Here is a 17,801-nt window from a genome sequence, read left to right as displayed (position 1 = left end):
CCAGCCGCAATTGCATCCTTTCTCTTGCAACCTTATAGTCTACAACCTGTTCCAATCGCAGCTTTTCCAAGACTATGCTAGACAATGCGGCCCTTGCCCCCCACGAGAAGTGGTGGCTGACCCTCACTTCGCCCCAAATCGCTTTTCAGAAAGAGTGGCGCGAGTATCTCAAACCCACCTCACTGCGAGATGGCCTGGAAGAGAGGAGTGTGCTCGCCGACGACTGGGGCATAGAGAATCGCATCGATCTGCACATGCAGGTCCGTGAGCTGGCCTTCGGCCAATGCCATGGCCACCTCATGCTCGAGGAGTACGGCGCCTTTCACTGCCTGTCACCGAGCCAGTGGCAGGCCATGTGTGAGCGCGCCACCTCGCCGCGTCACCGCGCCTCTCTCGATTTTGTGGCTCGCACCGCCCCCTATATCGGCCCCCATGGTGTGCAGGCGTGGGACTATGGGCGCGCCTCGTACCTCACCCGGGAGGGGCTGCGCTTTGGCTGGGTCAGCGAGGAGGAGTTCTGCTTCATCCACAACCATCTCGCCCACCAGGCTCGTCGGCGTTACCACTCCTGGGAGCAGTACACCCAGGCCTGGTATGCCGGTCGCTGCCTCTGGAAGTTCAGCTATGAAGAGGGCGATCCGGAGCAGGCCGCTCATGCGTTGCTGCACGGCTGGATCGCCAAGCTGATGCGATCCATGTTGGCGGACGCCCTCAAGGATCCCGACAACCCGATCCACGGGCAGAGCTGGTATGAGGTGCCACTGCCTGACGTCGCACAACCGCAAAGCCTCATCGACCTCTTCAACAGCGAGCCGCAGGAATAAACATGGATATCTGGCAACGACTCGGGATCCAGGAGACCGACGATCTGGCCGCCATCAAGCGCGCCTACCACCTCAAGCTGCGTGACTGCCACCCGGAGGATGACCCAGAGGGATTTCGCCTGTTGCGTGAGGCTTATGAGGCCGCCAGCCGGCCACGCCCCGCCATGCATGATGCCGCAGAGCAAGCGGGCGGCTTGGCCCGCCCGGCCGAGGCCGCCGAGCTGGCCGCGCTGCTGGCGCTGCTCGGGGACGCCAAGCGGCGCTTTGTCGCCAGCGAGTGGGATCGCTGGCAGGCGTCATTGCAGCCGCTCTCGCTGGTGCAGCAGAGCCAACTCTCGGACGAAGTGCTTGAGCGCATCTTCGCGTGGCACTGGCTGCCGGGACCACTCATCGAGCGCCTGTGGCAGGCGCTCGACTGGGCCGCGCTGCTGCGCCGTAGCGGCGATCTGCAACGGCAGGGCGAATATCTCGACAGTTGGCGCCAGGCGCCGCTGCCGGCGCCGCTGGCGTGGCTCGCGACCCTGGATCATGCACGCCAGCGCGCCGTGCTCTCCTTCTATCAGCCACTGCTGCTATCGCTCAAGGCCGGCGATCGCAACAGCGTGTTGGGGCTGCTCTATCACTACCCCCAGCACCTGATCGGCGATCACCCTGATCTGCTGCGCCTGCAACTGAGAGCCCTGCGCGCCACCGGTGACAACGGCGATACCACTCATCGCCTCTCACTCGCGCTCGCCCTGCTGGAGCAAGAGTCGCTGAGTGAAGACGACTGGCACCTGCTCTCCGACGCCGCCCTGCGCTGTAGCAAGGAGCAGCTGGTGATGCAGATCGCCGAGGCGCTGGAAGAGAGGGAATTCGAGGCGCTGCTCGCCAATCACCTTATCCAGTGGCATCTGGGCAGCGATCAGACGCTGGCCCGCTGGTTACAGGCCTTTGCCATCGCCAGCGACTGGTCCACCGCCCGCAGTGCTTTTTGGGAGCCCCAGTGGCTGATGCAGCCCTGGCAACAGCCCGATCCCATGGAAGAGTGGTTGCATGATCTGATGCTGAGACTGGACCAGGCCCCCCGGACGATACTGGTACTCGAGTCCATTCCTGGACTTAGGGGCGCACTGGCCCGCCTCTGGTGGTGCAGTGAGTTCGGCACCTGGCAAGCGCTGGAGGAGGCACTGACACAGCCCGAGCTGGCCGAGGCCGAAGGGGGCTGGCTATTCGTGGCGCGCCTGCTGCAGCGTCACGCTCGCCGCACGCTGGCCGAGCGCCCCGAGTTACCGCTGCTTGGCGGCCTGCTCAGTCAGTACGGCAGCGATGACTGGCTGAGTATCGCGCCCCCCAGTGCCGAGCAGATTGCCTGCGCCACGCCGCAGCAGTGGCTCGAGTACCTGCGCCGCTATCCGCTGATGCCGGACGCCTGGTTCCAGGCCATCGCTCAGCGTGCCGACGAGGAAGGGTGGCAAGACGACATGGTTAAGGGGACACATCTGGGGGCTTATCTCTCACACCATCGTCTCTACAGCGACACCCGCCTTGGCGACGCCTGGCACGGCGAGAGCTGGCCCGGTTGTTTCCGCTGGGCACAGTTCTATTACGCCTACGCCTGGACACCGACACCGCATCTCGCTGCCCTGCGCCACGCCATGGGCGTGCTGCCCCCCAGCCAGGATGACACCCCGCTCGCCACCGTACTGCGTCTCTCGGCACAGCCCACTGTCTATCAGGCAGCCATCACCACGGCGTGCGCCCGCTGGCCAGAGCAATATGTGCTGTCAGTGACCCTGGGCAATCAGACCGATCTGCTGCGTAACTCGGAGGTGAGCGATCAGTCGCTGCTCGACAGAGCCAGGGCCCATGAGTTGCCCGCGCTCGCCGCCCTGATTGGCCGGCGCCTCGATAACGAGCCGGATCTCGCCAGCAGCATAGTGTTGTGGAACCTGCTGCTCTGCCACCCGGAGAGCAACGCGGCCTATGCCTACCTGCTGAGCCCGCTACGCAGACGAATGGAGGCCATTCGAAAGGAGTGGAATCTGGATTTGGCAAACTATCCGTATAACAAGGAGTCCCTCATATACGGATATCTGATTCAGGACACCGACACGATCACCGCGCCCACGATTCTGGAGCAGCATCTTCCTTGTGAGAATGCCGCCACCTTTGTCCATCCCAGTTGCTATTGCCTCGGGCTACTGACCCATGACGTGAATCGAAGCGGTTTTAACAGCCGACTCATCCAGCCGCTGCTAAGGGACCAGGAATCGCTCTCCCCACCCCAGCGAGAGGCGGCCAGCCTCACGCTCGGTTACCTCGAAGACAAGCTCAATCAACAGCTTGAACATGACAGAGCCCATGACCGCTCACGCTTCAAACAGCTGGGTAAGGGCGCGCTCCTGTTCACCATGCTCATCGGCTTGCTGCAACTCTTCATGGTCTTCCCGTTGAGCGACCACCCCTTCTCCATACTGGGTGATCCCTACATGGCCTGGAAGACGGAGCGCGGCAGTCTGGTCTCCCTCTGTAGCGTCTTGTTCTTGAACGTCTATCTCATCTATCAGGTAACGCGGGGCACCAAACGGCGGCCCGTGTTACAGCTCTATTGGCTATGGAGCGCGATGTGGTTTTCGATTCTGTTTCTCTCCAATTCGGCGTTTTGGGGACTGCCCATCTGGTTGGGGCATCTGCTCGCCATCTCTGGCGTCAAAGCGGGAGAGCTGCGCCACGGGTGGCCCAAGGCATTCTATGCCAAGGGCCACATGTCGCTTGAGGAGATTATTGGCTAGTTCCACTGCTTGAGCAGGGCGTTCATCTCTTCACGAAATGAGCGGATCTGCTGCGGGTCCTGGCCAGCCAGGACCCGCTCAAATTGCAGCAGCCACTGCTCTATCTGACGCCGCTCATCTCCTGTGCTCTCTTCATACAGCTGCTCCAGCCGCTCGCTCAGGGTCAGATTGGGCAGCGTATCGCGTGGATGGTGCTTGAGACGGGCCAGACGCTCGCAACTCTCGCGCTTGCCCTCCTCGGTCACGCCGGCCGGACTCGTGTCGATCACCTTCTGGAACTGCTCACCCGAATTCACCAGGGTCACGTCCACCTCCAGCATGCCGTTGATGTCATAGCTGAAACGCACGTCCACCTCCTGAATGCCCTTGCCGGTCGGCAACGGAATCTCGAGATCGTCCACATGCAGGTTGTCGCGCACCCAGAACCGCTCCCCCTGATAGATGCTGATGCACACCGAGCTCTGTTGTTCGTGGCCACTGCGGTAACGCTCCACCCGTGAGGCCGGCACCACTGTATTGCGCTCCAGGATCGGACTGAAGATGCCGTGCTGGTCACCCTGGCTGACGGCGATACCCAGCGTGAAGGGACAGACGTCGGTCATGATGAGCTCCTCCACCGCGCTGTCGCGCAGGCGGCAGGCTGCCTGGATAGCGGCGCCCATGGCCACCACCCGATCCGGATCCAGCTCGTAGCGGCCAAAGCGGCCGAGCAGGCGCACCGCCGTTTGCTGCACCTCGCTCTGACGACTCGCCCCGCCGACGAAGATCAGCTCATCCACCTCGTCGGGCCGCAGGCGCGCATCGGAGAGCGACTGACTCAGGGGTTTACGCAGGCGACTAAGCGTCTCACGCCAGATGTCGGCCAAGTCGAACTCGGAGAAAGTCAGGGTGCGGGTCAACTCACCACCAAGTTCAACGACTAGACCAGTACCACTGCGATGGCGCTTGGCTCGCTCACACGCCAGATAGACTTGGCCGAGCTGCGCCAGTGGCATGTCACTACGGTCGGTACCCAGCTGATCCAGTACCGCATCAACCAGATCCTGAGTAAAATCCTCACCACCGAGTCGATTGTCACCGGCCGAGGCGCGCACCTCCATGACGCTGTCCTGATACTCCACCACGGTTACATCAAAGGTACCGCCCCCCAGATCAAACACCAGGAAACGGCGACTATGCTGCTCGTGCAGGCTGTAGGCCATGGCTGCGGCGGTAGGTTCATTGATAAGGCGCACCGCATCAAGCCTGGCTAGCTCGGCAGCCAGCCTCACTTGTTTACGCTGCTGATCGCCAAAGTAGGCAGGCACAGAGATAACCACCTCACGCACCGGGTGACCAAGCCATGCTTCCGCATCTGACTTCAGACTGCCAAGCACCAGCGCGCACAGCTCGGTCGGGGTGTACAGATCCTTGCCCAGTCGGTAACGACGCTCGCTGCCGAGAAAACGCTTGAAGTGGGAGGCGGTATTCGCCGGATCGCTCAACAAGCGTGTAGCCGCCGCCTGGCCCACCAGCAGGGTATTGTCCTCACCGATGCAGACGATCGACGGAGTCAGATCTTCACCATGGGCATTGGGAATGAGGCAAGCTTTGCCATCTTGCCATACGGCGATCGCACTGTTGGTTGTGCCCAGATCAATACCAATCGCTGAGTTCCGCGTCTGCATCATCAAATGCCTCGTTACTGTTTAACCACGTGAAAGAGCGAGGATTGTGCGGCGCATACAAAAAGTGGTCAAGTGGAGCCCACCTTTGAATCATCCGCTCATCTCACCCACAGGCCATAAGTGACTTCAATTGGTCTTTGCCGAGCGATGTGTTAATAGTGTCCTCTTTTGAATCAGGGAGGTGACCCGAGTGTTTGAGATAGCGAGCCTGCGGGAGGGCATGATGCACGGGGTCGAGCTGTTCCAGCTGCTGCTGGAGATCATCTCCATCGCCTGCGTGGTGATAGGGCTGGGCAAGACCCTCTGGCTGGCGGCGCGGGTGCGGGATCATCAACCGGGTTTTCCGCGCATCCGGCTCTGTTTCGGCAGCTGGCTCATTCTGGCGCTGGAGTTCCAGCTGGCCGCCGACATCCTGGCCACCACGGTGGCGCCGAGCAAGGAGGAGCTGATCCGCCTCGCCATCATCGCGGTGATCCGCACCTTCCTGAACTACTTCCTCGGCAAGGAGCTGGAAGCACAAGCGGAACGCCAGCAAGACAAGGCAGAGCGCCAGCAGGAACAGCGCAGCGAGCAGGCCAAGGCGGCCCAGTAGCCAGTTTCCTTGCACTGCATCATCGCTGAGTGTCGTGCCATCCCGACCACAACCATGGCTCTGGATGGCACCTTTGTGACCCTTCCCTCACTTCTGACAATAAGCCACCAATGGAACCCTTTTCAAGGTTTTCACTGCCCTGTTGACTTCCCGCTCATCTGCGTAAGATAGACATTCTCCTCCCCCTACCGGCCAAGCGGATGAACAGAGACTCTATCCACCTCGACCAGTGCGTTATCTACCAGATCTACCCCATGAGCTTTCAGGACAGCGACGGCGACGGCATGGGCGACATCAACGGCATCCGTCAGCGTCTCGGTTATCTGGCCACTCTGGGGGTCGACATGCTGTGGCTCACCCCCCTCTATCGCTCCCCCAAGCGGGACAACGGCTACGACGTGGCGAATTACCGCGCCATCGACCCCGCCTTCGGCACCCTGGCCGAGATGGAGCAGCTGATCGCCGAGGCGGCCGCCCACGGTATCGGCATCATGATGGATATCGTTGCCAACCACACCTCCACCGAGCACGCGTGGTTTGTGCAGGCGCTGGCCGGTGATCCCCGCTATCAGGCCTATTACGTGTTTCGCGATCAGGCCTTCATCGACGCCCATCCTGTCACCTCGATCTTTGGCGGCAGCGGCTGGCAATACGTGCCGGCGCTGGATCGCTACTACCTGCACAACTTCGACGTGAGTCAGGCCGATCTGGACTGGGACAACCCGGCGGTGCGCGCCGAAATGGCAGAGGTGATCAACTTCTGGCTGGGCAAGGGAATCAAGGGGTTTCGCTTCGATGTGATCGATATGGTCAGCAAGAGCTGGTCGCCCCTCGCCATGAGCAACGGCCCCCGCCTGCACGACTATATTCGCGAGCTCAATGCCGAGAGCTTCGGCGGCCAGGGGATCATCACGGTGGGGGAGACCTGGTCGGCTGACCTCGCCCATATGCAGAACTATTCGAACCCCGACGGCAGCGAGTTCAGCATGGTGTTCAACTTCGAGCATCTGGGGCTGGGCAGTGACAAGTGGTCATCCCGCTTCGACCCCCTCGCCTTCAAGCGGGCCATGGCCCGCCACCAGCAGGGGCTGCATGGGCGGGGTTGGAACAGCCTGTTTCTCGGCAACCACGATCTGCCCCGCGCCGTCTCCCGCTTTGGTGACGACAGCCCGAAGTGGCGGGAAACCAGCGCCAAACTGTGGGCCATGGTGCTGCACCTGATGCAGGGCACCCCCTTCATCTATCAGGGGGAGGAGCTCGCCATGACCAACCGCCACTGGCAGCCGGGCGAGCTGCGCGACCTGGAGGCGATCAACTACCGCGCCAGCCAGTCAGGGCTGGATCCTGCCGAACTGAGTCGGCGGCTCGATGCCATCGGCCGCGACAACGCCCGTACCCCGATGCAGTGGGATGCCGGCCACCAAGCCGGTTTCAGCACCGCCACCCCCTGGATTGCCCTCAACGCCAACCACCTCGAGATCAACGCCGCCGAGCAGCTGGCCCGCCCCGATTCGCCGTTTCACTGCTATCGCCAGCTCATCGCCCTGCGCAAGGCGCACCCCGTCATTCGCCACGGCGACTTCGAGTTGCTGGATGGGGACGACCCGGAGCGCATCGGCTATCGCCGCCGCTGGCAGGATCCGGCGAGTGGAGAGCGGCATAGCCTGCTGCTGCTCGCCAACCTCACCGAGCGCCCCCTGGTCATGCCGCACTTTGACCAGGTGGAGGCAGGTGCCACCCTGCTGACCAGCAACTACCCGGGGCCGCCCACCGCCACCTTTGCCCCCTATCAGGCAGCGGCCTGGCTGCTGAAAGCAAGGGGATAACGGCACTCCCTGGCTCGGCGCCAGCCTTCGTCACGGGGGCTGGCCCCTGTGCTTCCCTCTGGTTATTCCCCTCCCGCCGACCTTGCCGACCCGCCCCGGCGATTTACCCACTTAAAAACTTCGCATTTAACGGCTCGTACGACACCGATTTGAAATATCCGAACCGGCCTCGCTATCGACAATTGAAATAGTGCAACACCCTGTTTTTGCTGGAAATAAGCAGCATCAAAAAAGACTCGTTTGTCATCAAGTGAATATATTCAACGCGGTTTAGCCTGGGTTAAAAGTCAATTCAGATTTGCGCTCTTGTGGTTCTTGGCGAGCTCCTTATGGTTTCCATCCGAAGCGTGCGGCGCAGCGCCGTACGCCGACGTTCAGGCTTGCGGGCACCAGCCCGCCATAACAACAGGACATCATCATGCGCAAAACCGGCGTGGCACTCGCCATCTCCAGCCTCTTCTGGTTCCACTCGGCCATGGCGGCCCCTCTGATCTTCCCGGACGACCCTGCCCTCAGCAACGGCCAGCACTCCCCTGCCCTCGAGCGCAGCTTCCAGCTGGCCCAGGACGATCTGGGCAACCGGATCCACCAGCTCCACCTGCCCCTCCAGACCGAGCCGGAACTGGTGGCGGAGCTGGAGCAGATTGGCAGGGAACAGAGCTTTTCGGTCAGCACTCACGCTGACATGTACGCCTGGACCGAGGACAACATGTGGCTGTCGCGCGATGGCGCCCTCGTCTTCCGCCCCCAGGCACCGCTGGCTAACAAGGGGCGCTACCACGCCTTCGTTACCGCCCTCACCGAGCAGAGCCCGGAGGCCGAGCAGGAGGGGCACCACAGCCTCGGCAGCCAGGATTCCCAGGGGCTGGATGATTACATGCTCTCCCAGGCCAATACCTTCGCCGAGGCGCAGGGACGCGAGCTCATCCCCACCTTCTCCATCATCGATGGCGGCAACATGTTGACCGGCCAGCGCCCAGACGGTACCCCCTATGCCCTGATCGGTCGCGACGCCCTGCTGCAAACCACCCTGCACCACAGCCGGCTGGATAGCGAGCGTATCGCCACCCGCCAGCAGAAGATGGAGCGCGACGGCGAGTTTCGGCTGCAACTCGGCGAAGAGGAGTGGCTGGGCAGCCCTCATACCTTTCAGAAGGGCCATGACACCGAGGTGGACCTCATCCTGCTGGAGGCGGCCAACCTGCTGCCACAGGGGCTCGATGAGCCGCAGCGCCACGCCTTTGCCAGAACCGCGCGCGCCAAGGCCGAGCTGGCTCAGTCCGAGGTGAACTGGGCGACCCGCCAGGCGGCGGAGCAGCGCATGTTTCTGAGCACGCAACAGGGGGAGCGCATCGCCGAGCGCTATCGCGCCATCCACGGCCAACCGCTGCCGGCCTCCTTCGACCTGCTGGCCCAGCTCAAACGGGAGTACGCAGGGCTGGTGGTAACCGCCGAACTGCACGTCGACTTCGGCGATGAGCAGATAACCGATGCGCTGCAGACGCTGACGGCCGATGGCGCTACCCTGACCCGGCTTGGTCGCATGCTGCAGGCCGGCGGCTACCAGCGAACTGGGCTGGCTGGCACCGAGCAAGATCATCAGACCCGTCGCTTCCTCGCCATGATGGCCATCAGCCAGCGCCTGATGGCGCAGGAGCTCAAGGTGGCCGAGCGGGATCTGGTGATCCTGGCCCAGCCCGGCTTCCACCTCGACATGGCCATGCGCCCGCTGGCCGACGGCCGTATCCTCTTCAACGATCACGCCGCCAGCGCGGCACTGATCGAGCAGGTGCTGGCCAGCGATGCCCCCCTGAGCGACAGCGAGCGGCAGGAACTGGCCAAGAGCGTGAGCGACCTGCGCCAGCAGGGCGAGCGTTGGCACAAGATCCATGCCCTTATCCATCAGCAACTGCGCGATGCCGGCCTGACCCCCATCGCCACCCCAGGCGCCTTCAGCGTGGGCAGACGGCCGGTGAACTGGATGAACGGCATCATGGGTACCCGTCTGCAGCCCTTCTACATCACCAATGCCGCCAGCATAGCCCCCCTCAATGAGGCGTTCGCCGCCTGGTTGCAACGCGAGGTGGCCGGGATCACCCCCTATTTCGTGGGTCAGGCTGCCAGCAACCGACGGGACGGCTTGAACCAGGCGGAGGCCCTGCTGCGCGGCAGCGGAGGGCTGGACTGCATCACCCTGCACCACGAGTAGTGCCAGGGTCGCAGATTTGACTCACCGGCAAATTCTGGGTATTTTGCGACCAGAATTTTTGTTGGACCGCTTTTCAATGTTGTACATCCTGTTCAAATGCTCGGTCAGGAGGCTGTGCTCCGTGCACTAACACGATGAAGTGTTGCCCGGAGCCCATCGACTGAATCTTCATCAGCTGCGCGAATGCCCTCTCTTTGGGAGGCTGCCCCGCATCTGATGAAAACAGGAGACACAGGCCGGCGAGATGCTTCATCGCCGGCCTTTTTGTCTCTGCCATTTGGCAGCGTTTCACCTTGCTGAGACGGGGGGCCGGTACGTCGCGTACCTGCCCCCCGTTTTTTATGGATGTTACAACCATGAGTGTGCTCACTATCCACAACCTGACCTATCACATCGGCGACAAGACCCTGTACCAGCAGGCGAGCTTTCGTCTCAACGCCGGCGAGCATGTCTGCCTCACCGGCCACAACGGCGCCGGCAAAAGCACCCTGCTCCAGCTGATCCAGGGGGAGCGCCTGCCAGACGGCGGCGACATCCTCTGGCAGCCCGGCATCAAGGCGGGCTATCTCGACCAGCACGCCGCGCGGGATGGCCACCTCACCCTGCGGGGCTACCTGCAGTCGGTGTTCGCCGACCTCTATGAGGCGGAAGCCGAGATGCTGGCCCTCTACGCCGACCCCGAACTGGGGCCGCGGCAGCTGGCCCGGGCGGCCGATCTGCAGGCGCACCTGGAGAGTCAGGGCTTTTACCAGTTAGATCCGCGTATCGACGAGGTGGCGGCCGGCCTCGGCCTGACCCAGCTCGGCATGCAGACGCGGATCGCCAATTTAAGCGGCGGCCAGCGCCACAAGGTGATGCTGGCCGGCCTGCTGCTGCGCACGCCCGAGGTGCTGTTGCTCGACGAGCCGACCAACTACCTGGACACGGCCCACGTCGACTGGCTGGCGGGCTACCTGGAGCGCTTCCCCGGCGCCTTCCTGGTGGTCTCCCACGACCGCGCCTTCGTCAACCGCATCGCCACCGCCATCGCCGACATCGACCGCCAGCAGATCCACACCTATCGCGGCAACCTAGACCAGGCGCTGGCCCAGAAGGGCGCCGCCGAGGCGCTGCACGCCCGTCAATACCAGGCCCAGCAGCGGCAGATCGACAGGCTCGAGCAGTTCATCGCCAAGAACGGGGCCGGGGTCAACGCCAGTATCGCCAACGGCCGCAAGAAGCAGTTGGCGCGCATCGAGCGCCTGGCCGCCCCCGAGCAGGCCAAACCGGTCACCCTCAGCTTTCGTGCCGCCCAGGGGGGCCACCCGCAGCTGCTGACCGCGAGCGAGCTGGAGATCGGCTACCACCAGCCCCTGCTGGCGCCGCTCAGCCTGCAGCTGCGCCGCGGCGAGAAGGTGGTGATCGCCGGCTTCAACGGCATCGGCAAGTCGACCCTGCTCAACACCCTGACCGGTCGCCTCGCCCCGCTCGCCGGTGAACTGGCCCTGGCCCCCGGCCTCAAGTCGGGTTACTTCGAGCAGGCGCTGCACTGGCCCGATCCCGCGGTCACCCCGCTGGCTCTGGTCAAGGCGGCCGCCCCCGGGCTGGATGACAAGGGGGCCCGCCAGCAGCTGGCGCGCCTTGGCATCGGCGGCAAGCTGGCCATCCAGCCCATCAGTGCCCTGAGCGGCGGTGAGCAGACCCGGGTCAAGCTGTGCCGACTGGCGCTGCAGCCCACTCATCTGCTGATATTGGATGAGCCGACCACCCACCTGGATGCCGGCACCAAGGCCGCCCTGCGCCAGGCCCTGTGCGACTACCCGGGCAGCGTGCTCGCCGTCTGCCACGAGCCGGCTTTTGTGGCCGACTGGCCGGATCGGGTGGTGGACATCCAGCAGTTCGCCGCCGTGTCGACCCAAGCTTAAGGAATAAAAATTATGTTACTGAAAGTACTGCTGTTTTTGATTGCGTTTCTGGTCGGGGCCGACGAGCTGATGCTGGGCCCCCTGCTCGCCCCCATCGGCGCCGAGCTGGGCGTCGCCCCGGAACGGGTGACCCTGTTCATCACCGCCTACAGCGTGGCGCTGGCCCTCATCGCCCCCCTGCTCGGCGGCCTGTCGGATCGCCACGGTCGGCTGCGGGTGATGCTGCCGGCCTCCCTGCTGTTTGGCGCCGCCTCGGTGGCCACCGGCCTGGTGGCGAACTTCGAGGTTGGGCTGGCGACCCGGGTGATCACCGGGCTGGCCAGCGCCGGCATGCTCCCCATCGCCTTCGCCATGGCGGCGGACGGGGCACCGGCCGACGCCATGAAGCGCATCGCCTGGGTGCAGTCGGGGCTCACCCTCGGCATGATCTCGAGCCCGGCGGTAGGCGCCCTGCTGGCCCAGCTCAGCAGCTGGCGCACCCCCTTCATCGTGCTCGGCCTCTGCGCCTGGGCCGTGGCGGCGGCCCTGGCCTGGCTCACGGCGCGCACGCCGCAAGTGCATGCCCGCGGCACGCATCCCGCGCCGCAGGGCTCGGTGCTGGCCATTCCGGGGGCGCTCGGCGCCCTGCTCGCCATGGGGTTGGGACTGGGGGGCGGCATCGGCCTGTTCAACCTGGTCGGCCAGCACCTGCACGACAGCCAGGGGCTGCCGGTCTGGTCGGTGGGGCTGCTCTACGGCGCCCTGGGCGTTATCAGCGTGGTCGGCAACGTGCTGATGCCGCGCCTGGCCGGCTATGTGGAGAGCGGCCGCCCCCTGATGCGCGGCGCCCTGGTGGTGTGCGCCCTGGTCAGCGCCTTCTTCTACCTCTATCCGGCCGGCAGCCTGGCCAGCCTCGCCCTGCCGCTGGGCCTGTGGGCGCTGGCCGGCGGCATCGGCTCACCGGCGTTGCAGGGTTACATCGCCCAGCTCGCCCCGGCTCAGCGCGGCATGCTGATGTCGCTGGCCATGACCCTGATGCACCTCGGGGTGGCGCTCTGGTCCGCCGTCGCCGGCTTTGCCTACAGCGCCGGCCCCATGGCCATGGCCCTGCTGGCCCTGTTGCTGTTTGGCGGGGCCATCCTCGCCCTGCGCCCGGTGCGGCTGCCGGGCTGAGTACAACAGGCACAATGACAAGAGGGCCCCCGCGGGAGCCCTCTTCATGACCTCTGCCATGTGGCAGACATCGCCTGGTAACCAGCCCCTCCTCTTCACAAGCCGAGGGATGTGCATCACCCAAGGATGGCGCTCACTCTGCCGGCCACAAGGACAACAGCTGCTGCACGGCCCGATCGGCCTGCTCTGCGCTGGCAAAGTTGGCAAACCCCATCATCACCCCCCTTTGCTGCGCCGGGTTCATGTACCAGCTACTCAGGGCATGCAACGCCAGCCCATTGGCTTGGGCAACCTCGACCAGCTGCTGATCCGTCACGCCCCCGGCAACCTGCGCCAATAGCTGGATCCCGCCAGCCTGCGGCTGCACCCGCAACCGGTCGCCCAGGCGGGTAGCCAAGGCATCGACCAGATAGCCATGCCGCTCGGCATAGACTCTGCGCATCTTGCTCAGGTGGCGGGTGAAATGCCCCTGATCCATGAAGTCTGCCAGGGTGGCCTGCAGCACCGGATTACCCGCGCCGGGCAACTGCGCCACCAGCTCGCGAAAACGGGCGACCTGTGCCTCGGGCACCACCAGATAGGCCAGCCTAAGGCCGGGGTAGAGCACCTTGCTGAAGGTCCCCGTGTAGAGCACGCGCCCCTGATGGTCCAGGCTCTTGAGGGGAGGCAAGGGCCGGCCGTGGTAGCGAAACTCGCTGTCGTAGTCATCTTCGATGATCCAGGCGTTGCGCCGCTCTGCCCACTCCAGCAGCGCCAGTCGACGCGGCAGGCTGAGGGCCACCCCCATCGGGCTCTGGTGGGTGGGGGTGACCACCGCAAACCGGGCCTCGTCGGCGGTTTGCTCACCCTGGCTGACATCCATGCCATGCATGTCGACGGGCACCGGGTGCAACCGCAGGCCCGCCTGCTGCAAAAACTGGCGCGCATGAAAATAGCCAGGCTCTTCAAACCAGCCCAGATCCCCCGCTCGCAGCAGGGCGCGGCACACCAGATCCAGCGCCCCCCGATAACCAACCGTGATGAATACCTGTTCGTGGCTACAGCGGATCCCCCGCGAAATGCCCAGATAGGTGGCGATGGCACGGCGCAGGGCCGGGTGTCCGGCCGGATCCGGCGTCACCATCTCCATATTGCGCAGATGCCGGGTGGCAAGCCGGGCCCAGCTCTTGCGCGGGAACAGATCCAGCGCGGGCACACCCAGCTGGAACGGCAGGATTTCGCTGTGAGGGATCCCCTGGGTCGGCGCAGGTGCGGCGGCGGGTCGGGGAGAGGGTGGCGCCTCGACGAGCCTGTTCAGCCCGGCGGCAACCACAGTGCCCGCGGCACCGCGGGATATCAGATACCCTTCACCGATCAGCATCTGATAGGCCATTTCAACCGTGCCGCGCGCAAGGTTGAGTTCGCTTGCCAGACTGCGCACCGAGGGCACACGGTCGCCAGCGTTCAAGGCTCCGCTCGCGATGGCATGGCAATAGCGCTGGTATATCTGCAGATAGAGCGGGGTTGCCTGCTCCCGGCTGAGGTTCAGATCCTGAATGTCCATGAGAGGGGTCCATGAAATATGGCTCTGTATTCTATCACTTCCGTTGTTTATCCATTATCCACTCCTGTTGGCATCACGATAGAAGAGCAGCATGACAATATTGGCTGATAACACCCTGTACCATGAAAACATGGTATATGGCGCCATCACGGGCGTGCCTTGGCTGACCGCTATTTGCTGATCAGCGTCAGCTTGTCAGTGGTAAAGGTGGTCGTACCGTGGCCATCTGTCGTCGATTTTATTTCATCAGCTTCAGCATTGAATTTTTCGGCAGACAAGGTGACCTTGCCAGAATATTCCATGCCATCCTGGATTTTTCTGACCGAATCGGCAGAGACAGTCACAGACTCATTATCATTTACCTTCAATATGACATTGCCGGTAAATTCCTGAACCGTTCTGGTTTTATCTTCAGATATTTCCATGGCCATGGCCGAGGAGGTAAATAACAGTGAAAGAGACAGCATCGCCGCCTTATTAACAGTGAACTCGAACACGACACAGTCTCCTTGCTATAGCGCTATCAGTTGGCGTATCTTTTATACAAGCCTGCGTGATACGTCAAGATTAAAATCCGTCGCCTCCCGCCCGTCTTTATATCACGCTGTGGCCGAATTATCTCTGCCGGCCTGCCGGTCGTCCGCAATCAATAAAAGGGAGTCAAAAGAGAGCTTATTACTCCCTGTTATCTGTATGGACTACTCCATATGACCATTCTTGTCCCTGTTACCCCTTGGCCGCTTTTTTTATCCTCACATTATCAACCTGGCACTCAGTTAAAGGGGAAATAAAACATATGCATTACCTGACCTCCTTGCTGAGATATTCCCTGGAATAGATTGGCCCACCTCTCGCCGGCCCCGATTGCTGGGAGCCGACACTCGGTCACTGCGGCCCCTCGCTCATGGCGGCATGACGGGTTGCCCCGCGCAGGATATCGCGCCGCGGTTATCTGAATAGACCCGAATCAAGGTGGTTTTCCGCCCTATCAAGCAGGAATATCAGTATGCCCTTACCTTCCAGGATCGCGGACGAGAGCCGCGAGCACATGATGGTGCAGCGCCCTCACTCACTCTGTCTGCTCCCCCCGCTGGCCGCGCTCGGCTATCCGTTTCTATTGATGATCTTCAACACATTGGTCGGCCAGAGCGGCGCTGCCAGTCAGCTCGGCGCCCTGCTCTCGCTGCTGCTGGCCTTGGCCGTTCCCCTGGCGGGGCTGATCCTCGCCAATCGGCCCAGCATCACCACAGGCATGCGTCGACTGGCTTACCTGAGCGTGGCGGCCCCCAGCCTCTATGTCCTGCTCGGAGTGGTGCAGGCGCTGGTCGGCAGCCCGCTGCCCGATGTGCTGGTGTGGTCTCTGTTCTGGGTTGGCGCCATGCTGCTGGGGTGGGAGTCACACCAGACAGAGGCAGTGCAGGCCCGTCCCGTGAGCGGACTGGGACGCTGGCGCGTCGCCCATGGCATCAGCGCACTGGTGCTCTGTTGCTATGTACTCTTTCACCTGGCCAACCACCTGACCGGGCTGGTCGGCCCCGAGCTTCACGCCCGGGTCATGGAGGCGGGTCGCACCGTCTACCGGGCCGGCGTTGTCGAACCCCTGCTGGTGGCGGCGTTTCTCTTCCAGGTCGGCTCAGGTCTCTACCTTGCCTGGCGCTGGAGCCAAACCTCGCATGGCTGGCTGACCACCTTCCAGATCGCCTCTGGCGTCTATCTGTCGGTGTTCGTGCTAGGGCACATGAACTCGGTGTTCATCTATGCCCGCAGCTTCCTCGGCATACCGACCGACTGGAGTTTTGCCACCGGTGGTGAGGCGGGCCTGCTGATGGATCCCTGGAATATTCGCCTGGTGCCCCACTACACCCTCGGCGTCTTCTTCGTACTGGCGCATCTGCTGGCCGGGTTGCGGGTGGTGCTCGCGGCCCACGGCGTGGCAACGAGCCGCATCAGGCTGCTGTGGTACACCGGACTGGCCGGCTCGGCAGCCCTCGCGCTGGCCATCATTGCCGGTATGGTGGGCGTCAGAATATAAGAAAGAAGAGATGTTAAATCATGGCTTGCACGGCTCTAAATAATATTGATGCCTGACCATTAAATATTTCACCGCACATCTTTCGTTGCAATAAATTCGATAAACGACCTGTCCTTTTCGCTTGAACCATCAGTCCCAAAGGAGTGTAGATAATGAAAAAGCATATATTTATGACGGCTTCCGCATTGGTGACCATGCTGACCAGCTATGCCACATTGGCGGACGTCAACTTATATGGCCCCGGCGGGCCGCACACCGCCTTGATCAAGGTAGGCAGCGCCTTTGAAGCGGAGACGGGGATCAAGGTGAACGTCCATTTCGGGCCGCAGGCGACCTGGAATGACGATGCCAGCAAAAACGCCGACATGCTGTTCGGCGCCTCCGAGCAATCGGCCCTGGCGATCGCCACCGACCATCAGCAGCAGTTCGACATCAACAAGATTACCCCGCTCTACCTGCGCCCGGCCATCATTCTGGTCAAGAAGGGTAACCCCAAGCACATCAAGGGGCTGGCCGATCTGGCCAAACCGGGCATCGGCATAGTCGTGCCGGAGGGTGCCGGGGTCAGCAACACCTCGGGAACCGGAGTGTGGGAAGACATGATAGGTCGCACCGGTGACATCAAGCTGGTGGCCGATTTTCGAAACAACATAGTGCAATACACTCCCAACAGCGGCAGCGCCCGCAAGGCATTTCTCGAAGATCCCCGTGTCGATGCCTGGATCACCTGGATTGACTGGGCAAAGAGCAATCCGGACTTTGGTGATGTCGTCAAGATTGAAGATAAATTCGTGGTTTACCGTGATGTCAACATTGTTCTCAAGAATAATCCTGACAAGGATGCCCAACAATTTGCAGAATATCTGAAAGGAGAAAAATCAAAGCAGATTTTTCAGCAGCTGGGCTGGTCCGACAAATTTTAATGACAAGAGAGTGATGACCTCCTGATTGCCATTATTTCATGCCAGTGCAGGGACGCATTGGCATCTATTCCCCCATAAACAGGATGGTCTGATTCACCAGATATTTATTTTGGCAATGCCAACTCTTGCTTAATAAATATGAAGCCTTAATTCATCGAGCGGATAAATTTGAAGATTGACAATCACAACGGCAAAACATTACTCATATTAACGTTCCATCACATATTTTTCTTGCCGCAACGTTGATTCACCCCAACGCGGGATCAGCGAATTCACCGTCACAGGCCAGTGACACAGATTGCCACAAGGAAGGGCACAGCACGCTTTCGCTCCCCCGGGGCAAGGCCCGGTCTCT

General features: G+C 62.2%; 12 protein-coding genes. 9 read left to right on the top strand and 3 right to left on the bottom strand.

Translation table 11 applies throughout. From position 1 onward, the window contains the following. Nucleotides 1-74: 74 nt before the first annotated feature. Together ACB033_RS01585 and ACB033_RS01580 are read left to right on the top strand one after the other, a co-directional pair. Nucleotides 75-824, top strand: a complete 750-nt coding sequence (locus tag ACB033_RS01585; RefSeq protein ID WP_139432068.1) for a DUF1266 domain-containing protein — start codon at nucleotides 75-77, stop codon at nucleotides 822-824. A gap of 2 nt (nucleotides 825-826) precedes the next feature. Beyond that, complete coding sequence (locus ACB033_RS01580; RefSeq protein ID WP_139725065.1) at nucleotides 827-3,598, top strand: J domain-containing protein; 2,772 nt, start codon at nucleotides 827-829, stop codon at nucleotides 3,596-3,598. Here ACB033_RS01580 and ACB033_RS01575 read toward each other — a convergent pair. Continuing rightward, on the bottom strand, nucleotides 3,595-5,268 hold the full coding sequence (locus ACB033_RS01575) for an Hsp70 family protein (protein ID WP_193557964.1): 1,674 nt from the start codon (nucleotides 5,266-5,268) through the stop codon (nucleotides 3,595-3,597). The genes ACB033_RS01580 and ACB033_RS01575 overlap by 4 nt on opposite strands. Nucleotides 5,269-5,455: 187 nt before the next feature. On the opposite strand from ACB033_RS01575, the gene ACB033_RS01570 reads away from it, so the two are divergent. The 5 genes from ACB033_RS01570 to ACB033_RS01550 all read left to right on the top strand — a co-directional run bounded on the left by ACB033_RS01570 (nucleotide 5,456) and on the right by ACB033_RS01550 (nucleotide 12,948). Beyond that, nucleotides 5,456-5,857: a DUF1622 domain-containing protein gene (locus ACB033_RS01570; RefSeq protein ID WP_195878967.1), complete on the top strand. Its 402-nt coding sequence runs from the start codon at nucleotides 5,456-5,458 to the stop codon at nucleotides 5,855-5,857. 200 nt (nucleotides 5,858-6,057) lie between these two features. Continuing rightward, nucleotides 6,058-7,683 (top strand): alpha-glucosidase, encoded by a 1,626-nt coding sequence (locus ACB033_RS01565; RefSeq protein ID WP_371140296.1) that lies wholly within the window; start codon nucleotides 6,058-6,060, stop codon nucleotides 7,681-7,683. Nucleotides 7,684-8,101: 418 nt separating this feature from the next. Next, nucleotides 8,102-9,892, top strand: coding sequence for a hypothetical protein (locus ACB033_RS01560; RefSeq protein ID WP_371140295.1), 1,791 nt, complete (start codon nucleotides 8,102-8,104; stop codon nucleotides 9,890-9,892). Nucleotides 9,893-10,248: 356 nt separating this feature from the next. Further along, nucleotides 10,249-11,796: an ABC-F family ATP-binding cassette domain-containing protein gene (locus ACB033_RS01555; protein ID WP_371140294.1), complete on the top strand. Its 1,548-nt coding sequence runs from the start codon at nucleotides 10,249-10,251 to the stop codon at nucleotides 11,794-11,796. A gap of 12 nt (nucleotides 11,797-11,808) precedes the next feature. Next, the gene (locus ACB033_RS01550; RefSeq protein WP_371140293.1) at nucleotides 11,809-12,948 is read left to right on the top strand and encodes an MFS transporter; all 1,140 of its coding nucleotides are present in this window, start codon (nucleotides 11,809-11,811) and stop codon (nucleotides 12,946-12,948) included. Between the two features lie 133 nt (nucleotides 12,949-13,081). Here ACB033_RS01550 and ACB033_RS01545 read toward each other — a convergent pair whose 3' ends face one another. Both ACB033_RS01545 and ACB033_RS01540 read right to left on the bottom strand, forming a co-directional pair. Next, nucleotides 13,082-14,491, bottom strand: a complete 1,410-nt coding sequence (locus ACB033_RS01545; protein ID WP_139725060.1) for a PLP-dependent aminotransferase family protein — start codon at nucleotides 14,489-14,491, stop codon at nucleotides 13,082-13,084. Between the two features lie 170 nt (nucleotides 14,492-14,661). Beyond that, nucleotides 14,662-14,988, bottom strand: a complete 327-nt coding sequence (locus ACB033_RS01540; protein ID WP_139725059.1) for a hypothetical protein — start codon at nucleotides 14,986-14,988, stop codon at nucleotides 14,662-14,664. Nucleotides 14,989-15,497: 509 nt separating this feature from the next. Between ACB033_RS01540 and ACB033_RS01535 the strand changes: the two genes are divergently transcribed. Together ACB033_RS01535 and ACB033_RS01530 are read left to right on the top strand one after the other, a co-directional pair. Next, nucleotides 15,498-16,523, top strand: a complete 1,026-nt coding sequence (locus ACB033_RS01535) for a hypothetical protein (protein ID WP_139725058.1) — start codon at nucleotides 15,498-15,500, stop codon at nucleotides 16,521-16,523. Between the two features lie 152 nt (nucleotides 16,524-16,675). After that, nucleotides 16,676-17,446, top strand: a complete 771-nt coding sequence (locus tag ACB033_RS01530; protein ID WP_371140292.1) for a substrate-binding domain-containing protein — start codon at nucleotides 16,676-16,678, stop codon at nucleotides 17,444-17,446. Nucleotides 17,447-17,801: the final 355 nt, after the last annotated feature.

The organism is Aeromonas sp. S15(2024) (assembly GCF_041402265.1).
Classification (GTDB): Bacteria; Pseudomonadota; Gammaproteobacteria; order Enterobacterales; family Aeromonadaceae; genus Aeromonas; species Aeromonas dhakensis.
Note: the sequence above shows the minus strand (reverse complement) of the source record. Positions and strands in the feature narration are given on the sequence as shown.

Excerpts from the sequence above, each read along its gene's own strand:
- ACB033_RS01565 (WP_371140296.1), top strand. The coding sequence starts at position 6,058 with ATGAACAGAGACTCTATCCACCTCGACCAGTGCGTTATCTACCAGATC.
- ACB033_RS01535 (WP_139725058.1), top strand. The coding sequence starts at position 15,498 with ATGCCCTTACCTTCCAGGATCGCGGACGAGAGCCGCGAGCACATGATG.
- ACB033_RS01560 (WP_371140295.1), top strand. The coding sequence starts at position 8,102 with ATGCGCAAAACCGGCGTGGCACTCGCCATCTCCAGCCTCTTCTGGTTC.
- ACB033_RS01575 (WP_193557964.1), bottom strand. The coding sequence starts at position 5,268 with ATGATGCAGACGCGGAACTCAGCGATTGGTATTGATCTGGGCACAACC.
- ACB033_RS01555 (WP_371140294.1), top strand. The coding sequence starts at position 10,249 with ATGAGTGTGCTCACTATCCACAACCTGACCTATCACATCGGCGACAAG.
- ACB033_RS01585 (WP_139432068.1), top strand. The coding sequence starts at position 75 with ATGCTAGACAATGCGGCCCTTGCCCCCCACGAGAAGTGGTGGCTGACC.
- ACB033_RS01550 (WP_371140293.1), top strand. The coding sequence starts at position 11,809 with ATGTTACTGAAAGTACTGCTGTTTTTGATTGCGTTTCTGGTCGGGGCC.
- ACB033_RS01580 (WP_139725065.1), top strand. The coding sequence starts at position 827 with ATGGATATCTGGCAACGACTCGGGATCCAGGAGACCGACGATCTGGCC.
- ACB033_RS01530 (WP_371140292.1), top strand. The coding sequence starts at position 16,676 with ATGAAAAAGCATATATTTATGACGGCTTCCGCATTGGTGACCATGCTG.
- ACB033_RS01545 (WP_139725060.1), bottom strand. The coding sequence starts at position 14,491 with ATGGACATTCAGGATCTGAACCTCAGCCGGGAGCAGGCAACCCCGCTC.